At 44.0% G+C, this 18,881-nt stretch carries 15 protein-coding genes and 1 other annotated feature; of the genes, 6 read left to right on the top strand and 9 right to left on the bottom strand.

Annotation, left to right across the window (positions count from 1 at the left end):
• Nucleotides 1-60: 60 nt before the first annotated feature.
• Nucleotides 61-271 (bottom strand) — a binding site (T-box leader).
• A gap of 181 nt (nucleotides 272-452) precedes the next feature.
• Nucleotides 453-3,377 carry a transglycosylase domain-containing protein gene (locus ACXAFV_RS06795; protein ID WP_475125309.1) on the top strand — a complete coding sequence of 975 codons (2,925 nt, stop codon included), beginning with the start codon at nucleotides 453-455 and terminating at the stop codon, nucleotides 3,375-3,377.
• A 106-nt stretch (nucleotides 3,378-3,483) separates the two neighbouring features.
• Here ACXAFV_RS06795 and acsA read toward each other — a convergent pair whose 3' ends face one another.
• Entirely contained in the window at nucleotides 3,484-5,202 is a 1,719-nt protein-coding gene (gene acsA / locus ACXAFV_RS06790) for an acetate--CoA ligase (RefSeq protein ID WP_475125307.1), read from the bottom strand.
• Nucleotides 5,203-5,468: 266 nt separating this feature from the next.
• Between acsA and ACXAFV_RS06785 the strand changes: the two genes are divergently transcribed.
• The 3 genes from ACXAFV_RS06785 to ACXAFV_RS06775 all read left to right on the top strand — a co-directional run bounded on the left by ACXAFV_RS06785 (nucleotide 5,469) and on the right by ACXAFV_RS06775 (nucleotide 7,986).
• The gene (locus ACXAFV_RS06785) at nucleotides 5,469-6,101 is read left to right on the top strand and encodes a GNAT family N-acetyltransferase (RefSeq protein ID WP_475125305.1); all 633 of its coding nucleotides are present in this window, start codon (nucleotides 5,469-5,471) and stop codon (nucleotides 6,099-6,101) included.
• Between the two features lie 65 nt (nucleotides 6,102-6,166).
• A complete protein-coding gene (locus ACXAFV_RS06780) occupies nucleotides 6,167-6,814 on the top strand; it encodes an acetoin utilization AcuB family protein (RefSeq protein WP_475125303.1) in 648 nt (215 codons plus the stop codon).
• Entirely contained in the window at nucleotides 6,811-7,986 is a 1,176-nt protein-coding gene (locus ACXAFV_RS06775; RefSeq protein ID WP_475126089.1) for an acetoin utilization protein AcuC, read from the top strand. The genes ACXAFV_RS06780 and ACXAFV_RS06775 overlap by 4 nt, the downstream gene beginning before the upstream one ends.
• 134 nt (nucleotides 7,987-8,120) lie before the next feature.
• On the opposite strand, the gene motS is transcribed toward ACXAFV_RS06775, so the two are convergent.
• The 4 genes from motS to ACXAFV_RS06755 form a co-directional block, all read right to left on the bottom strand.
• Nucleotides 8,121-8,858: a flagellar motor protein MotS gene (gene motS / locus ACXAFV_RS06770; RefSeq protein ID WP_475125301.1), complete on the bottom strand. Its 738-nt coding sequence runs from the start codon at nucleotides 8,856-8,858 to the stop codon at nucleotides 8,121-8,123.
• Nucleotides 8,848-9,663 carry a flagellar motor protein MotP gene (motP, locus tag ACXAFV_RS06765; RefSeq protein ID WP_475125300.1) on the bottom strand — a complete coding sequence of 272 codons (816 nt, stop codon included), beginning with the start codon at nucleotides 9,661-9,663 and terminating at the stop codon, nucleotides 8,848-8,850. The genes motS and motP overlap by 11 nt, the downstream gene beginning before the upstream one ends.
• 57 nt (nucleotides 9,664-9,720) lie before the next feature.
• Nucleotides 9,721-10,719 carry a catabolite control protein A gene (ccpA, locus tag ACXAFV_RS06760; RefSeq protein ID WP_475125299.1) on the bottom strand — a complete coding sequence of 333 codons (999 nt, stop codon included), beginning with the start codon at nucleotides 10,717-10,719 and terminating at the stop codon, nucleotides 9,721-9,723.
• Between the two features lie 624 nt (nucleotides 10,720-11,343).
• Nucleotides 11,344-12,420, bottom strand: a complete 1,077-nt coding sequence (locus ACXAFV_RS06755) for a bifunctional 3-deoxy-7-phosphoheptulonate synthase/chorismate mutase (protein ID WP_475125298.1) — start codon at nucleotides 12,418-12,420, stop codon at nucleotides 11,344-11,346.
• Nucleotides 12,421-12,620: 200 nt separating this feature from the next.
• Between ACXAFV_RS06755 and ACXAFV_RS06750 the strand changes: the two genes are divergently transcribed.
• Nucleotides 12,621-14,780, top strand: coding sequence for a cell division FtsA domain-containing protein (locus ACXAFV_RS06750; RefSeq protein WP_475125297.1), 2,160 nt, complete (start codon nucleotides 12,621-12,623; stop codon nucleotides 14,778-14,780).
• 42 nt (nucleotides 14,781-14,822) lie between these two features.
• Here the strand turns inward: ACXAFV_RS06750 and ACXAFV_RS06745 are convergent, their stop codons facing one another.
• The 4 genes from ACXAFV_RS06745 to ACXAFV_RS06730 form a co-directional block, all read right to left on the bottom strand.
• Nucleotides 14,823-15,389: a YtxH domain-containing protein gene (locus ACXAFV_RS06745; protein ID WP_475125295.1), complete on the bottom strand. Its 567-nt coding sequence runs from the start codon at nucleotides 15,387-15,389 to the stop codon at nucleotides 14,823-14,825.
• 585 nt (nucleotides 15,390-15,974) lie between these two features.
• Nucleotides 15,975-16,289 carry a bacillithiol system redox-active protein YtxJ gene (gene ytxJ, locus ACXAFV_RS06740; protein ID WP_475125293.1) on the bottom strand — a complete coding sequence of 105 codons (315 nt, stop codon included), beginning with the start codon at nucleotides 16,287-16,289 and terminating at the stop codon, nucleotides 15,975-15,977.
• 115 nt (nucleotides 16,290-16,404) lie between these two features.
• A complete protein-coding gene (locus ACXAFV_RS06735; protein ID WP_475125291.1) occupies nucleotides 16,405-16,881 on the bottom strand; it encodes a YtxH domain-containing protein in 477 nt (158 codons plus the stop codon).
• 17 nt (nucleotides 16,882-16,898) lie between these two features.
• On the bottom strand, nucleotides 16,899-17,414 hold the full coding sequence (locus ACXAFV_RS06730; protein WP_475125289.1) for a DUF948 domain-containing protein: 516 nt from the start codon (nucleotides 17,412-17,414) through the stop codon (nucleotides 16,899-16,901).
• 200 nt (nucleotides 17,415-17,614) lie between these two features.
• Between ACXAFV_RS06730 and ACXAFV_RS06725 the strand changes: the two genes are divergently transcribed.
• On the top strand, nucleotides 17,615-18,730 hold the full coding sequence (locus tag ACXAFV_RS06725; protein ID WP_475125288.1) for an aminopeptidase: 1,116 nt from the start codon (nucleotides 17,615-17,617) through the stop codon (nucleotides 18,728-18,730).
• The last annotated feature ends 151 nt before the right edge of the window (nucleotides 18,731-18,881 follow it).

Below are 18,881 nucleotides of genomic sequence, written 5' to 3'. Positions count from 1 at the left end.
CCTTCTTCTCTTCAATCCATTTAACACACACGCATAAAAACAAAAAAGTCCCTGCATAAATGCAGGGACGCTGTCGCGCGGTACCACCCAAATTAAGGAAAATACATCCTTCACTCAAAAAAGATAACGGCTTTCACCGTTTGCTGCTACTATGAGTTCACAGCAAAAGCTCCAGGATGTAATTCATCTGCATTTTGTGTCAGTTTTCAGCGGCCACTGACTCTCTGGGTAACAGGGAATGCAAACTACTTGATCCTCTCATTGCGGTAAGGTTTTTATGTCAAATGAATTGAAAAATCAATACTAATCTATATTAGGTTTTTACCATAATGCACGATTTTAGTCAATAAAGTCAAGATTTTTTTATGTCAAAATACCTTTTTTATATGACTTTTTACGACAGTGTTCTCTCGGATATGCTATAATAGGAATGTTCTAGGGGGAATGAAAATATGAGAGAAACGTGGAACAAATTACTTGAAAAATTAGATCCTGCCATCAGGTTCTTTACAAATACCAAAGTTCAAAAACGAGCAAGAATTACATACGGAGTATTTTGGAACCTTGCACTGATCACCCTTGTTGTATTGGTACTCGGGACGGCATTCGCCGGTGGTGTGGGTGCCGGTTATTTCGCATCGCTCGTCAAGGAAGAACCGGTTCGTTCTTACGACCAAATGAAAAAGGATATCTACAATTATGAAGAAACCTCGCAGCTTTATTTCGCTGATGATGTCTATCTCGGAAAATTAAGGACGGACCTTGAACGAGAAGAAGTGAAACTTGAGAATGTTTCTGAGCATCTGCGAAATGCTGTCATCGCCACTGAAGATGAGTATTTCAAAGAGCATAATGGAGTGGTTCCAAAAGCGATTATGCGTGCAGTATTGCAGGAATTCACCAATGCTTCCACTCAATCTGGTGGAAGCACGCTCACACAGCAGCTCATCAAAAACCAGATCCTGACAAATGAAGTATCCTTCGAAAGAAAAGCTAAGGAAATCCTTCTCGCCCTGCGACTGGAAAGATTCTTTGAAAAGGACGAAATCCTCGAAGCCTATCTCAATGTTGCAACATTGGGAAGAAATTCATCAGGCCGTAATATCGGCGGAGTCCAATCTGCCGCACAGGGAATTTTTGGTGTGGATGCAAAAGACCTGACCCTTCCACAGTCAGCATTCATAGCCGGATTGCCTCAGGCTCCATTCAGTTACACACCATTCTTGAATAATGGAGAACTCAAAGAGAACCTGGAGCCGGGTATGTCACGTAAAAACACCGTTCTCTATCGTATGCATAGAGAAGGTTACATTACCGACAAGGAATATGAAGACGCAGTCGCATATGATTTAACAAAGGATTTCATAGAACCGAAAGCTTCTCCAAATGAAAAGTATCCTTGGCTGACAGCCGAACTTGAAAGCAGGGCCATCGACATCATGACGGAGGTTCTTGCCGAGAGAGACGGCTATTCAAAGCAGGATCTTGAAAATAATGATGAATTGGAAGAGAAATACCACACACTGGCTGACCGCAATGTCCGTCAAAGCGGGTATGAAATCCATTCAACCATCGATAAAAAAATCTATGACCAAATGCAAAAGACAAAAAATGCATACAGCATGTACGGTCCATCAAAAACGGTCACAACAACCGATCCTGAAACGGGTGAAGAAGTCCAAGTTGAGGAACCCGTGCAAGTCGGGGCCATCATGATAGAGAACAAGACTGGAAGAATCATAAGCTTCATCGGGGGCCGTGATTTTAAAATTGAGCAGTTGAATCACGCAACTTCTTCCTACCGCTCTAACGGTTCGACAATGAAGCCACTGCTTGCTTATGCACCGGCATTGGAGTATGGCTATATTTCACCGGGATCTCCCCTGCCTGATGTCGGAGTCAATATTAATGGTTGGACACCGGAAAACTACTCATTGAGAGAGCGGGGACTATTCCCTGCAAGACATGCACTTGCAGAGTCCTTGAACCTGACGGCGGTCAGAACGTATGCAAACATATATGACCGCAATCCATTCAATGAGTTCCTGATGAAGATGGATTTTGCTAGATTGGGCCGGGTTGATAACAACTTGTCCCTTGCACTCGGAGCCACCACAGATGGTGTGACGGTCGAAGAAAACGTCAATGCTTATGCAACGTTCGCCAATGGAGGAAAGTTTGTCGACGCCTATATGATCGATAAGATCGTCGATCAAGATGGAAACATCGTATTTGAGCATAAATCAGAAGCTGTGGATGTATACAGTCCTCAGACTGCTTACCTGACGATCGATATGATGAGAGATACGCTCGACCATTCCCTTGGAACTGGCCGCTACGCGAAAAGATTCCTGAACTTTTCATCGGATTGGGCAGGAAAATCAGGTACTTCCCAAGACTATAAAGATCATTGGTTTGTCGCTTCCAACCCGAGCATCACCTTTGGTACCTGGTTTGGGTATGATACACCTTCAGATTTAAATACGGCAGCATCCCGCGCGCAGTATGGACATTACGGACTAAGAAACATTCGTTTATGGTCCTTCCTGCTGAATGATACAAGAGACCTTGCACCAAGCCTGATCGATCCCGAAGGCTCCTTTAAAGAACCGGGCGGAATCGTACGACGTTCATTCTGTTCCATCTCCGGACTGCTTCCTTCAGAAGCATGTACGAAAGCCGGATTGGTCAAGAGTGATTTGTTCAATGCCAAATTTGTACCGACCAAAACGGATGACAGCTTACTGATGAGCCGTTACGTGATGGTCAACGGAAAGAAATATCTGGCCCTTCCTAATACACCGGAAGAGTTTTCACAGCCAGGGGTTATCCTAAACCCTGATTTTGTGAAAAATGTATTCGGTAAAGTGCCTGGGGATGCTTCAAAACTGATTCCTCAGGAAGATGAGCGTTTCAAAAATGTTCTGATTGCAGAGAATAAAATTTCAGATGATGGAGCTGCACCAGGTACGGTGAAAGCTTCAGTGAACGGAAATAAGATTACATGGACTTCTTCCGGAAGCGGGGATGTCGTCGGTTACCGTGTATATTCTAAATCCGGAAGTAAAGTAGGAAGCGTCAAATCAGGTGATAACTATTCAGTTTCAGTGGGTAACGGAGAATATTTCGTCAAGGCAGTCGATGTGGCCGGTAAAGAATCGTCTCCTTCCAACACGGTTCAAGTCGGAAAGGCAGAACCTAAGCCTGAAAAGCCAAAACCTGAGCCTAAGCCTCCAGGAGGGGATAAACCGACAGATCCAAAGCCTCCCGAGCCTGATAAACCTGAACCTCCTCCAACTGACGGCGGCACCACACCTGAGCCTCCGGGTGATGATGAGCCAACAGATCCTAAACCGCCTGAAGAAGGTGCAGAATAACAAATGGAAAACGAGCACAGATTTGATTCTGTGCTCGTTTTTTTTGGAAAAGTGATGCAAAAAAACCCCCGCTTCAAACAACAAGCGGGGGTTTTCTAACAAACGATTAATCTTCCATCGTGCTCAAATCACCAGTAGGCAAGTCCAGCTCCCATGCTTTCAAGACACGGCGCATGATCTTACCGCTTCGTGTTTTAGGAAGTTTTTCACGGAATTCGATTTCACGTGGAGCAGCATGTGCTGCCAATCCTTTTTTGACAAACTGGCGGATCTCTTCTTTCAGCTCATCTGTCACTTCATAGCCGTCACGGAGTGCGATGAAGGCCTTGATGATTTCACCGCGTACAGGATCAGGCTTACCGATGACACCGGCTTCAGCGACTGCAGGGTGCTCAACAAGCTTACTCTCCACCTCGAACGGACCGACACGTTCTCCGGATGTCATGATGACATCATCCACTCGGCCCTGGAACCAGAAGTAGCCCTCTTCGTCCATATAAGCAGAATCTCCCGATACATACCAATCACCCGGCATGAAGTATGATTCATATTTTTGCGGGTTGTTCCAGATCTGGTTCATCATGGACGGCCAGCCTTTTTTAATTGCCAGGTTCCCCATGCGGTTCGGAGGAAGCTCATTCCCCTGGTCATCTACAATCGCGGCTTTAACTCCAGGGAAAGGTTTACCCATCGATCCCGGCTTGATTTCCAAACAAGGATAATTACAGATTAACTGACCCCCTGTTTCAGTCATCCACCACGTATCATGGATGCGCAGGTTGAAGACCTTCATTCCCCAGCGCACCACTTCAGGGTTAAGCGGCTCTCCCACGCTAAGGATATGACGAAGCGAACTTAGGTCGAACTGTTTAACGACCTCATCGCCGGCACCCATCAGCATCCTGAAAGCGGTCGGGGCACTGTACCATACAGTCACTCCGAAATCTTCAATTGTTTTATACCAATTTTCAGGTTTAAAGCGACCTCCTACAATCACATTTGAGGTACCTGTCAGCCATGGGCCGAAGATTCCGTATGAAGTTCCTGTTACCCAGCCCGGGTCTGCCGTACACCAATACACATCCTCTTCCTGCAAATCCAGCACCCATTTAGACGTTTGGTAGTGCTGAAGCATCGCATTGTGAACATGCAGCACTCCCTTAGGCTTTCCTGTAGAGCCGGAAGTATAATGCAGGATCAGACCATCATTTCGGTCCACCCACTCGATAGCCAGCTTGTCACTTGCTTCTTTGAATTTCGCATTGAAATCAACATGGACATCGTCTTCCTGCACATTGTCCCCGATCAGGAATACATGTTTAAGATGAGGCAGTTCACTTACAGGAACACGGTCCAGAAGTTCAGGAGTCGTGATTAGCACCTTTGCTTCGCTGTCCTCCAGGCGGTCCCTTACTGCGCCTTCCATGAACGCTTCGAATAAAGGACCGACAATAGCGCCCAGTTTCACAGCTCCAAGGACGGAAAAATACAGCTCCGGAGATCTTGGCATAAAGATGAACACACGGTCGCCTTTTTCCACATCACCGTATTGTTTCAAGACGTTTCCTGCTTTATTAGATAATTTCTTCATATCAGTGAACGTATATTTCTCATCACGTTCAGGATCCCGATAATAGAGGGCAACTTTATTTTTCCTGAATGATTCAGCATGACGGTCAATCGCTTCATACGCTAAATTCACCCGTCCTGTCTCATGCCATGAAAATTCTTTTTCAACTTCCTTCCAATCAAAAGAATCATACGTATTTTCATAGCTTTCCAGATTATAGTTCCCCTTCGTGACTGGTAACGCTTCCACTTTCATATACCGAATCCCCCTTATGTAAGAATTTACAACCTTATTATAGTATATAAATTATATTTTCTCAATTTTTTAAAAAATCAGTTGTATCGTTTATCCTCATAGTATATAGGGTTGATCCCATTTAAATCATTGATTTATAGGTATTTCACAATAATGTTAATCAGACAAAAATTTATTTCAAACGTCTGAAAATTTCGTGAAAGCGCTCTACTTTTTTCTATTTCATGTATAATAGATTGAGAGGAATATCTTTAGGTGGTGTCCAGATGAAATTGAAGAAAACCTATAATGCAACTGAGTTAAAGACAACAAAAGGAAATTTGATCATTGAAGGGCCTATTCATGCAGAGGAACTGGCACGTCTTGACTTTCATGAAGATTTGATCGCTTTCAGACCTCCTGCACAGCAGCATAAAGCGCTTGTAGAGATTGCAGGGTTGCCTGAAGGAAGAATTATTATCGCTAGGGATAACCATACGATTGTAGGCTATGTTACATATCTATACCCTGATCCGCTTGAACGGTGGTCTCAAGGGAAAATGGAGAATCTGATCGAGCTTGGTGCGATTGAAGTCATTCCGAAGTATCGGGGGGCATCGGTCGGAAAACACCTTTTAAAAGTATCAATGATGGATGACAATATGGAAGACTTCATCGTCATTACAACCGAATATTACTGGCACTGGGACTTGAAAGGGACAGGGCTGAATGTTTGGGAGTACCGCAAAATCATGGAGAAAATGATGAATGCCGGCGGTCTGGAATATTACGCGACGGACGATCCTGAAATCAGCTCCCATCCAGCCAACTGCCTGATGGCGAGAATCGGAAAAAGGGTCGATTCCGAGTCGATCCAGAGATTCGATCAGCTTCGATTCATGAACCGTTTTATGTATTAACCCTTTAGTTTTCTTAAGGTATAACATTCTATTAGAATACAGCTTTCTAAAAAGAGGTGGAAACCGTGATAGTAGAGGAAATTATGAAAACGAACGTGGCTGTCCTGCACCCGGAAGATACAATCGAATCAGCCATTCAATTAATGAGGGACAAGAAAATCAAGCATATACCGATTACGAACGAGAATTCAGAAGTCGTCGGGATTGTAAGTGACCGGGATGTAAAAGACGGCACCCCGTCCATTTTCGATAAGGATTCTTCAGCCCCAGAGCTTAAGAAACCCCTTAAATATATTATGAAAACGGATGTCATAACCGGGCATCCGCTGGATTTCGTCGAAGAAGTCGCCGCTTTATTCTATGAACATCATATCAGCTGCCTTCCGATTGTACGGGAAAACAAACTGATTGGGATCATTACGGAAACAGACCTCCTGCACACGCTGATCCAGCTGACCGGAGCCAATCAGCCCGGTTCACAGATCGAGGTAAAGGTCCCTCATCGTGCAGGGATATTATATGATGTTGCAGGTATCATCCGCCGCCATAACAGCAATATTCTAAGTGTACTTGTATACCCCGATAAAAAAGATGAATCATATAAAATACTTGTCTTCCGGGTGAGAACGATGAATCCGATGAACGTGATAGAAGATTTGAAGAAAGAAGGATATGACGTGTTATGGCCAAACATGCCGGGAATGTCTTCATGATGAAAGATGCAGTATTTATCTATTCCGATGAACTTCTCGGGTACCGCTTCAATGATCAGCATCCTTTCAACCAGACCCGGTTGACGCTGACGATCGATTTATTGAAGCAAATCCAGGCTCTTCACCCAGAGGAAATCATTCCTGCAAGAATGGCTACGGATGAAGAGTTATTTCTTAACCACGACCCTAACTATGTAAACGCTGTCAAGAGAGCCAGTACAGGCCAGCTCCCTCCTGAACAGGCAGAAGGCTACGGAATCGGTACTGAAGATACCCCGATGTTCGATGGAATGCACGAAGCAAGCGCCTTTCTTGTCGGAGGGACACTTACAGCAGCGGATTATGTAATGACGGGAAAAGCGAAACATGCGCTTCACCTCGGCGGCGGGCTCCATCACGGCTTTAAAGGGAAGGCTTCCGGTTTCTGTATATACAATGACAGTTCAGTTGCCATCCGGTATTTACAGGAAAAATATAATGCAAGAGTGCTGTATGTCGATACGGATGCCCATCATGGAGACGGTGTGCAGTGGTCTTTTTATGACGATCCCGATGTCTGTACATTGTCCATCCACGAAACCGGCAGATACTTGTTCCCTGGTACAGGCAATATCAATGAACGCGGCCATGGGAAAGGGTATGGATTTTCATTCAATATCCCATTGGATGCATTCACAGAGGATGAATCCTGGCTCGAAGCATACGAAACGAGCTTCCGGGAGGTCGTGGAATTTTTCAAGCCCGACGTCATCCTTACTCAAAATGGTGCAGATGCCCATTACTATGACCCATTGACACATCTTTCTGCAACGATGAACATTTATAAGGAGATCCCCCGTATCGCCCACGAGCTGGCTGAGAAATACTGCAACGGTAAATGGATTGCAGTAGGAGGCGGCGGATACGATATTTGGCGGGTCGTCCCAAGAGCCTGGTCCTTGATCTGGCTCGAAATGACCGGACGAACGGATGCAGCCGGCACCTTTCCATCTGCCTGGACCGAACGGTGGAAAAGCAAAGCTGGTGTCCCATTACCCACTGAATGGACTGACGCTCCAGATATCTATCCAGCGATACCGCGTAAAGGTGAGATCACTGAAAAGAATAGACATACCCTTGAAAAAGCCCTCTATCCGCTCCGCCAGCAGCTTAAACAGAAACCTGGAAGTTGAGGGGCATGTATCGTTTTTTCTAAATAAAGGCTCAGAGTCACTGTCTACTCTGAGCCTTTACTATTTTACGTCTCCTTCAGATCTGCCCGCAGCAAAAAACCACTCCAACTGCTGTTGGACTGGTTTCTTCTTTTCTATTCTTCTTCATAAGCAGGATCACTGATGATGATTTCCACTCTTCTATTCTTTTGCAAATTCTCCGACGTATCATTCGGTGCAATCGGACGAGTATCGCCGTACCCTACTGCAATGAATCGTTTGGGATCCAGGTTTTCGGCCCCGATCAAATATCGGATTACAGCACTGGCACGCGCAGATGAGAGCTCCCAGTTGGAAGGAAACTGATATGTAGAAATAGGTCTGTTGTCCGTATGCCCTTCCACTTTTACAAAGTTGGGGATTTGAGATATCAGTTCTCCTACTTTATTCAAAAACGGATAGGACGTTTCAAGGATTCCTGCTTCTCCAGAGGCAAAGAGTGCCTGCTCCTGAAGGACAAGGACGACTCCTCTTTCCGTTCTTGTCGCAATTACGATGTCACTTAATTTGTTTTCTTTTAAGTAAGCTTGAATATCAATCAGTAATTCCTGCAAGTCTTTATCCCGCTCTGCTCTTGATTCTTGTTGATCGTCGTTCATTTCAATTTGAGGCTCGCTTGACGGTTTTTCAAAAGGAATGACAGATGGGTAGAATTCAAGAATCTGCTTCTGTTGAAACGAATCGGCAATGGCGCGGAATTTCACGATATCAATCTGTGACATTGAAAAAAGCAAAATAAAGAATACGAGAATAAGAGTGATCAAATCCGAAAAGGTCACCATCCACCGCGGCGCATTTGATTTCGGCTCAGACGGTTTTCTCCTACGCCTCATCAAGGGTTGCCCCCTTCTGCAGATTTTCCGCATATTTCAGCAGTTCGTCGTGTGACAGAAAGACTTTGAGCTTTTCCTCAAGTATTCTTGGATTCTGACCTGATTGAATCCCCACTACGCCTTCAATGATGATTTGTTTCATGAACACTTCTTTTTCCGTACGCATCGCTAACTTGGATGCCATTGGGATAAACACAAGATTGGCAAGCAATGATCCATACAGGGTCGTCAGGAGGGCAATCGCCATATTGGGCCCTAAGGAAGACGGATCGTTCAGGTTCTTCAACATCAGGACAAGACCGATCAGGGTCCCGATCATCCCCCACGCAGGTGCATATTCCCCCGCTTTGTCCAATAAGCTTCTGCTTTTGCGGTGGCGCTCTTCGAGTGCGATGATTTCAGCTTCCATGATATCTGTCATCACATCTGGTTCGATCCCATCAACAGCTAAAAGGACCCCTTTTCGAATGAAAGGGTCCTCAATTTCTTCCACTTCCGCCTCCAAAGCCAGGAGGCCTTCTCTCCTGGCTTTTTCAGAAAGCATGATGAAGGTGCGAATCAATCCATGAATGTCATAATCCTCGTCCCGGAAGGATTCACGAATGACTTTTCCAAGAGCTTTTAGTTCTTTGAGTGAGAAGCTGACCAGCATGGCGGCAATCAAACCGCCGATGACAATAAAAATAGAGGGTAGGTCCACAAATGAACCAAATCCTGAAAGCCCTGCGTTTGTTATGATGGCAAACGCTACAAATAGAAAGCCTACTACTACTCCGATAGGCGTAAGAACATCAATCTTCTTCATTTTGACTCTCCCTGTAAATAAGTTCTTTTTGTCTTATTTATTTTATCGACAAATACCTTATTTTGTTGAGCGTCTATGTTCAATGCGGTGAGGTAATACGACGGTTTCTTCTTCAACCGTTTCTTTATTCATGTATTTCGTCAAAAGTCTCATCGCTACAGCACCGATGTCATACAGCGGCTGTACGACTGAAGTCAGTTGAGGTCTTACCATGAGTGCTAGCCTTGTGTTATCAAAGCTGATGATCTCCACATCCTCAGGAATCGTTACACCGCTGTCCTGAGCTCCATGCACCACGCCAAGAGCAGTTTCATCGTTCCCGACGAAAATCGCTGTCGGTTTGTCATCAAGCTCCGAGAATTTCTGCCAAGCTTCAAGACCGGAATCATATGTGTATTCGCCTTCTACCACAAGGTCATCGCTGAATTCCACTCCGGCAGAAGCCAATGCTTCTCTATACCCTTCGAGTTTGAACTTCATATTGATTGTATCGTGGAACGGACCGCTCACGAATCCGATTCGTTTGTGTCCTTTATCAAGCAGTTCCTTCACCGCGTCGTATGTCGCAGCCTTATAGTCAATGTTCACAGATGGAACTGTATTGGTTTCTTCAACTGCACCTGCAAGGACGATCGGAACCGGAGAACGTTCAAACTCCTGAACATGCTCTTCAGAGATGTGTCCTCCCATGAACAGGATTCCATCCACTTGTTTTCCAAGCATTGTGTTCAACAAATGAAGTTCCTTTTCAGAGTTTTGATCGGAGTTGCTCAAGATGATATTGTATTTGTACATGGTCGCAATATCCTCGATCCCTCGTGCCAGTTCAGCATAAAAGATATTTGAAATATCAGGGATGATGACTCCGACTGTTGTCGTTTTTTTACTCGCAAGCCCTCTAGCTACTGCATTTGGACGGTACCCCAAGCGGTCGATGACCTCAAGTACTTTTTTTCTTGTTGCCGGTTTTACATTCGGATTTCCGTTTACTACGCGTGATACAGTGGCCATCGAGACATTAGCTTCCCGCGCTACATCGTATATTGTGATATTCATTACTGACACTCCTTTAACTTCTCAACTTATTACTGTTATTTTACACTAAACAATCCATAAGAAAAAAGCGATTACATTGGTTTGTTAAAAAATGCACATATTTAGCGTTAAAATATTCATTATAACAGTGTTTAGTCTATTTATCTGCAATTATGTTGATTATCATACGACAGAGTTTGTTGGACTGCAATGATTGGGGATTATTTTAAGTAGTTGTTAATTAATTTTTCGAATAAACTTAGACCGTTCCTTTCTGCTGCAGCATTTGCTTTCCGCTGGGAGGAAGTCGAGCCTCCTCGGCGTACCGCCTGTGGGTTAGAAAAGCGGAGGCGGTTCGTACAGCCCCGACAAGCATAAGATGAATGGGCCGGGAAGGCGTACTTTGCCTTCTTGGACCATTTAGCTTATGGCCTCGAGGGGCTAACCGCCGGAGCTGGACAAGTCTCGACTTTTCCTCTATCTCCCGTCGGAGTCAAATGCCTTCCGCTCCAATCCACTCTGAGTTTTAACAATTCATTTTCCCTTTAATATTAACTGACAATAAATATAAGTCTTATTAACACCTAAAAAGGCTGGACTTTGCATTGAAAGTCCAGCCTTTTTCTATACCCCGCTTTGGGTTGGTTAAACGTTGATTGTGCGGCCTTTTAATAGTTCCTGGTAGAAGTGATCGAATTGGTCCAGGTCCATTTGCTGGGCTGAGTCGGATAGGGCTACAGCCGGATCTGGATGTACTTCTGCCATTACGCCGTCTGCTCCAATGGCGATAGCTGCTTTTGCAGTCGGAAGCAGAAGGTCCCTGCGTCCCGTTGAATGAGTGACATCCACGAATACAGGAAGGTGAGTCTCTTGTTTAAGAATCGGAACAGCTGAAATATCCAGCGTGTTTCGTGTCGCCTTCTCATACGTACGGATACCGCGTTCACAGAGGATGATGTCCCCATTACCTTGAGAAATAATATATTCAGCTGCATTGATGAATTCATCAATCGTTGCAGCCAGACCTCTTTTTAATAATACCGGCTTCTTCACGGCACCGGCAGCTTTTAACAATTCGAAGTTCTGCATGTTTCTCGCACCAATCTGAATCACATCAATGTATTCAATGGCAGGTTCGATATCTGCAGGATTTACGATTTCACTGACAACAGCCAAATCATATTCGTCCGCAACCTTCTTCAGGATTTTCAATCCTTCGATTCCAAGACCCTGGAAATCATATGGAGAGGTTCTTGGTTTGAACGCCCCGCCTCGAAGCAGTTTTAAGCCTTTCGCTTTGACAGCCTGCGCAACTTGCGCCACTTGCTCATAGGACTCGACTGCACATGGACCAAAGATGAAATGTGGATTTCCATCACCGATTGCATCTCCATTGATATTCACAATCGTATCCTCTGCCTTTTTCTTACGGGATACTAATAATGCTTTACGATGATCATCTTTTTGTAATTCTAAACCAGCTTTGAAGACCTCTTTAAAAATATGTTCAATAGTCGAGTTTTCAAAAGGACCATTGTTATTTTCCTTGATCAGGTCTAGCATTCCTCTTTCACGAACAGGATCATATCGGTATACTCCTTGCTTTTCCTTCACACGCCCGATTTCCTGAACGAGTTTAGCACGTTCATTAATGGTGTCTAATAGTTTTAAGTTCATCTCGTCGACTTTTTTTCGTAATTGATCGAGCTCTTGATTACTCACAATACAGCACCCTTTCTTGATTTTATCCTGTTCATACATAAAAAACTGTTTTAGTTTTATAAAAGTATGATACATTTTTTATAGATATTGAAACTAATTATAATAGAAGAATTCCCAAATGTCACGATAAATTTCTTTATTAATTAAACGCTTTTAAGCGCTAAAGTATTTTAGTATCTTATGAGACTGATCAAAAGTAGGTGTTTACTTTGCAAAAAATTTTTTCATTAGATATAGGAACGCGTTCGGTCGTCGGCATCATTTTAGAAGAAAAAGACGGGAATTACCACGTATCCGACATTGAAGTGGAAGAGCACAAAAAACGGGCGATGCTCGACGGACAAATTCATGATGTCCCCGCTGTTTCGGATGTCATTTCATCCATTAAGAAGAAGCTCGAAGAAAAGCATGGACCGCTTCATAAAGTATGTGTCGCTGCTGCTGGAAGAGCGTTGAAAACTGAAAAGTCAGTTGCCGCGTTTTCCATTAAAGGAAAACCTCTCCTGAAAAAAGAAGATATCCTCCATTTGGAACTAAGCGCAGTCCAGCAAGCGCAGACGCAGGCAGCAGAAAACGAGAGCGATGACAAAAGCTATCACTATTACTGTGTCGGCTACTCGGTATTATATTATCGGTTGGACGGAGAAGAAATCGGCAGCCTGATCGACCAGCAGGGGGATAAGGCCAGTGTGGAAATCATTGCTACCTTCCTTCCGAGAGTAGTAGTCGAATCACTACTTGCTGCATTAAGTCGATCGAGCCTTGAAATGGAGGCATTGACGCTTGAACCAATCGCGGCAATCAATGTCCTGATCCCTCAGTCCATGAGAAGATTAAATGTCGCCCTGGTGGATATCGGAGCGGGAACATCTGATATCGCTCTGACAAATAAGGGAACCGTCACCGCATACGGGATGGTGCCGACCGCCGGGGACGAAATCACTGAGGCCATAAGTGATGTATTACTGCTCGATTTCCCATTGGCGGAAAAAGCGAAAAGGGAACTTCATCAATCCGAGACCATTTCTGTGACGGACATTTTAGGATTTGAATCGGAGCTTTCCGTTCAGGAAGTAGTGGATAAGATACACCCTTCCATTGAAAATCTTGCTGGGAAGATCTCGCATGAAATTCTTCTCTTAAACCATCAAAAGTCCCCGCAGGCCGTCATGCTCGTCGGTGGAGGAAGCTTAACGCCAGAATTGAATGTTGAGTTGGCAAAATCATTGAACCTGCCTGAAAACAGAGTAGCCGTAAGAGGGATCGAAGCCATTCAGAATTTAACGTTTACAGACCCTTCCGCAAAAGGGCCGGAACTGGTTACACCTGTCGGCATTGCAATAGCGGCCAAACAAACGCCTGTCCAATACGTAACCATTCACGTCAATGACCAGCCGATCCGCCTGTTCGAGGTCAAGGATCTAACCATCGGGGATGGTCTGCTTGCTGCTGGCCTGAAAATAAACAAATTGTATGGAAAACCAGGTAATGCCTACTTTATCACCGTCAACGGACAGAAAGTGACCTTCCCCGGAGGATACGGTCATCCCCCTCTCATTTCCAAGAACGGGAAAGAAGCATCCGTGGACGACAGACTGATGAATCATGACAGAATCACGGTCATAAAAGGCGCAGACGGGGCCTCTCCCACTGTAAGAATAAGAGAGTTAGTGGATGACATTCCGGATAAAACAGTGTCAATCAATGAAAAATCTCATACCCTGTCACCCAATCTATTAAGAAACGGAAAGAATGTCACCCTGGATGAAACGATCCAAGACGGGGACACCATTCATTATGAAGCAAGAGAAACGATTGCCGATGCATTGAGAAAGTTAGGGCTCGATGAGTGGCTGGAAAAGTGTAAACCGTTCCGTCTCACCATCAACGGCAAAGAAACCTTCATCCCGTCTTTTGGAGGAAAGGTATTCATTAATAATTTGGAAGCTAAACCTTCTGCGGCCATTTCCCATAATGATAAAATCATGTTAAAGTCCCCTGAGTACCCTTCAGTCGGACAATTATTGATGAAAATAAATGATTACCGTGAACGATCGATTGAGATCGTGTTTAATGGCAGCCCGGTGATGTTAAAGCAGGAAGCGGCAAAGGTGTATAAAGAAGGCAAACCATTGAATTCAAATGACACCGTCCATGCTGGAGATACGATAACGATCGAGGAAAAAGCTGGTCATTCATTCATTTTCCAGGATGTCTTTAATCACGTGGAAGTTTCCATGCCTGAACACGGAAATGCTTCCTTTCAGTTAATACGAAATGGAGAAGAAACCACTTTCTATGAGGAAATACAAGCTGGAGACAGTCTTGAGATACGATGGACAAATGCTTATAAAAATTGATAGTGGACACAAAAAAACTGGCGTAAAGCGCCAGTTTTTATATTATGATCCTATCTGTCCAGGGACACTGCTCGGCTTATTCGTGCTGTGGACATTATCTCTGTTAGAAGATGGAATGGACGTCGATGCAGATGAAGTTTGTGATGCTTCAGATGTCACTTCTTCACCCGCTTCCTTTACTTTACTGCCGATTTCCTTCAGATCTTCAGCCGCTTCTTTTGTAGTCGCGATGATTTCGGAAGAGTCATCTTTTACCTGATTCACTTGATCGATGACTTCCCCGTTTACTTTTTCATAAAGCTTTTGCGCATCATTGATCGCTTCTTTCAATACAGAAGAAGCGGACTTGATTCGTTCCTGCCAGTCATTCATGACTCCTGATGGATTTTCTTTCACCTTCGAAACCATGCCCATTGTGGAGTCCTTCATTGAGCTCGTATTGTTTGAAATTTTCTTTCTCGTATTCTTGTCCATCATGGCAACCGCTCCGCCAACGACGGCTCCGAGTACGATTCCTTTTACAAGCTTGCCGCTTCTTTTTTCCTTTAAGGTAGGGATTTGATCTACATTGTTCGTTTCAGTATTTCGATTTGGGTAAGGCTGTACCATATTGAATGATCCTCCTATAGTGTGATTAATTTGTTATTACGTTTAATTCCCCTTCCCGGTGCAAATAAACTATTATTGGGGAAATTCCTATTATTACCGATGTTGGTTTCTTTTCTTACTAGTATTTGAGCGTAGACAGTTAACATCGCTTTTGATTTCCGTGCAAGGCTTCGCTTTCCGCGGGTGACCGTGAGCCTCCTCGGCTTCGCCTGCGGGCAGAAAAGCGGAGGGGCTTTGCTCAGGAGGCGGCTGGCATAAGGCGAAGCGGCCACGAAGGCGTTCTTTGCCTTCTTGGTCGGTTTGACTTATGACATATGCCTCTAAGCCCCGTAGCTGGACAGGTCTCACATTGGCCACTTCTCCCGCAGGAGTCTTCGCCTTGCACTCCAATCAAAAGCTGGCAACAAGTAATAACAACTATACGCTTTTAAAAAAGATTCAATTTACTCGGTAGCCATTCAAATTTGAGAAGGAATTCCCCATTACCCTGGTCAAGCCCTTGAGTATTCTCAACTATAATCATCATTCACAGCCAAATTTGCGAAAACCACATACAAAAAAAGAACCTGCACATGCAGATTCTTTTTATAGTTTACTCAGTTCCTTTTCGGTGATGTTCCAGTGGGATGCGTTCCAGCCGGGTTTTCCATCGATGAATAGGAATGCTTGCGGGGATTCATGCTTGATGGCGTATTTCTCGGCAATATGGTTTGAGAGTTCCCTTGATTCCTGTACCGCAAGATAATATCCTTCTTCTTCCCTATTATTGTTTAAGAACGCTTGATAATCATTAAACGCACTTGAACTGATCGGACAGGTCAAACTATGCTTCATAAAGAAAAAGCGGGGCTTTGTTTCTATAAGTTGTTCGAATTGCTGTACCGTATCGATTTTTTGCATTTTCAGTATTCATCCTTTCTTTCACATATCCTTATACAGATGGCTGCATCAAGAATAGCCTGCACAAAAAAGCGGCGAAGTAATCATATCACTTCACCGCTCGTCAGGACAACTATTATTGGTTATACGTTTTTTCTGTTTCATCAAAAGCTTTTTTCGTTTCCTCAAGCTTTTGATTTACATCATCAGTTTCCTGAACAGGAGTCGCATCTCCCACAGGCACTTCCTGAAGCTCGTCATTTACATCTTCGCTGTTGTTCTTTGAACGGTAAGATTTGAACTTATCTTTCACTGTATTGGATTGCTCCTGAACAGTCTTTGAAAGTGCAGCAGACTTTTCTTTAGCGACCGCCGCTAACTCATTGCTCTTTTCAACCGCTGTATCTTTCCACTGACCTGACTTTTCTCTTATTACGACTGCTTGTTCATTAAGATCATTCCGTAGATCTTTCCCGGACTTAGGAGCAAGTAACAGCGCTGTTGCAGCTCCTACAATCCCTCCGATCAATGTACCGATCATGAAGTCCTTTGAGTTGATGTTGCTGCTGTCGTTTGTTTGCTGGTTTTGATTTTGGTTTTGGTTTTGTGTCATTTGAAAATTCCCCTCTCCTAATTGTTATAAGATCTTGCTCTTTTAATCAATTTTTCTCGAGATTGAACTTCTTCGGGTGTGGGTTGATTATGAACAGCTTCATCGGAATGAGTCGGCTGCTGATCCTTTTTTCGCTTCCACTTGTCCTTTAACTCGATAAACGCATTGCCCCACTGAACCACCTGTGAAATCTTACCCTGATTCCTTTCAAGTTCAGTCGAGATTGAAGTGCTTACCTTCTTTACCGAGTTATTAAGGTTTTGAATGGAATGACCTACATCTTTTACTGCATAAACAACGGTGTTCAGATCCTCAGACTTACGCTGGATATCCTCGGCCAACAAATTCGTTTTATGTAGTAATTCAGTAGATTCCTTTGTCACTCCCTGAAGCTGGGTTTCAAGACCGTTCAAGGTCGTCGATACACTATCGAGTGTAGTCCCCAGTGATTTCAAGGTTTTCATAACGCTGATAACTAAAATGAAAAATGCGATTGCTATGACAGCTACACTTAGATAAAGAATTATTTCCATATAGTACACCTCCATATATAAAAATTCTTTACCCACCCTAAACACAAATAAAACATTATACTAGGATTTCTTCCTGTGGGAGGCAAATTCCTGCTAAATTTCAAAAATACTTTTTTATCTTTTCTTATTTTCATGTTTATCATCACGGTAATTTTTAGGGTACAATAAAGAATGATATTCATATAAGGGGGTTCACACAAATGAAAGATCCGCGAATTGAAAAACTGGCAAGGAATTTAATACAATACTCTGTTCAATTGCAGCCTGGTGAAAAAGTGCTGATTGAAAACTTCGGCCTGCAGCGTGAATTGGTCACTGCACTCGTTAAAGAAGCATATGCTGCAGGAGGCTTCCCGTTTGTATCCATCAAAGATCACTCGGTGGACCGGGCATTATTGATGGGGGCGCAGGAAGAGCAATACCATATGATGGCTGGTTTCGAGGCGAATGTCATGAAGGAAATGGACGCGTATATCGGCCTCCGTTCCGGTGATAATATCAGCGAGCAATCAGACGTTCCTGATGAAAAAATGAAAATCCACGGAAATACGATCGGCAAGAAAGTACATAGGGAAATCCGTGTTCCGAAGAAAAAGTGGGTAGTCCTGCGCTATCCGAACTCATCAATGGCTCAGCTTGCAAAAATGAGCACGGAAGCATTCGAAGACTTCTACTTTGATGTCTGCAACCTTGATTACAGTAAAATGGACAAGGCAATGGACAACCTCGTCGATCTTATGAACAAAACGGATAAAGTCCGTCTTGTTGGAGAAGGGACCGATCTGACGTTCTCAATCAAAGATATTCCGGCGGTGAAATGTGCAGGAAGATTGAATATACCTGATGGTGAAGTATATTCTGCCCCTGTCAAGGATTCTGTAAACGGAACCATATCATATAACACTCCATCCCCATATAACGGGTTCACTTTCGAGAATGTAAAGCTTACATTCAGAGATGGAAAGATTGTGGAAGCGACCGCAAATGATACGGAAAGAATCAATAAAATATTCGATACGGATGAAGGCGCAAGGTACGTCGGTGAATTTGCCATCGGAGTCAACCCTTACATCCAGCATCCGATGCAGGACATCCTGTTCGATGAGAAAATCGATGGAAGCTTCCACTTCACTCCTGGTGAATGCTATGAAGATGCCTACAACGGAAATCATTCAAACATCCACTGGGACATGGTCATGATCCAACGGCCTGAATACGGTGGAGGCGAGATTTACTTCGACGACGTACTTGTCCGCAAAGACGGAAAATTCGTCCTTCCTGAACTCGAAGTTTTGAACCCGGAAAATCTAAAATAACTAGAAAAGCGGAGGCGGCTCGCTCAGAGGCGACAAAGCATAAGATGAATGGGCCGGGAAGGCGATCTTTGCCTTCATGGACCATTTAGCTTATGACATGTGCCTCTAAGTCCTGCAGCTGGACACTATCAAGGCCCTTTTCTCACTGCTT

The organism is Rossellomorea sp. ABR4_012, from assembly GCF_056159545.1.
This window is presented reverse-complemented; position numbering and strand designations above follow the sequence as displayed.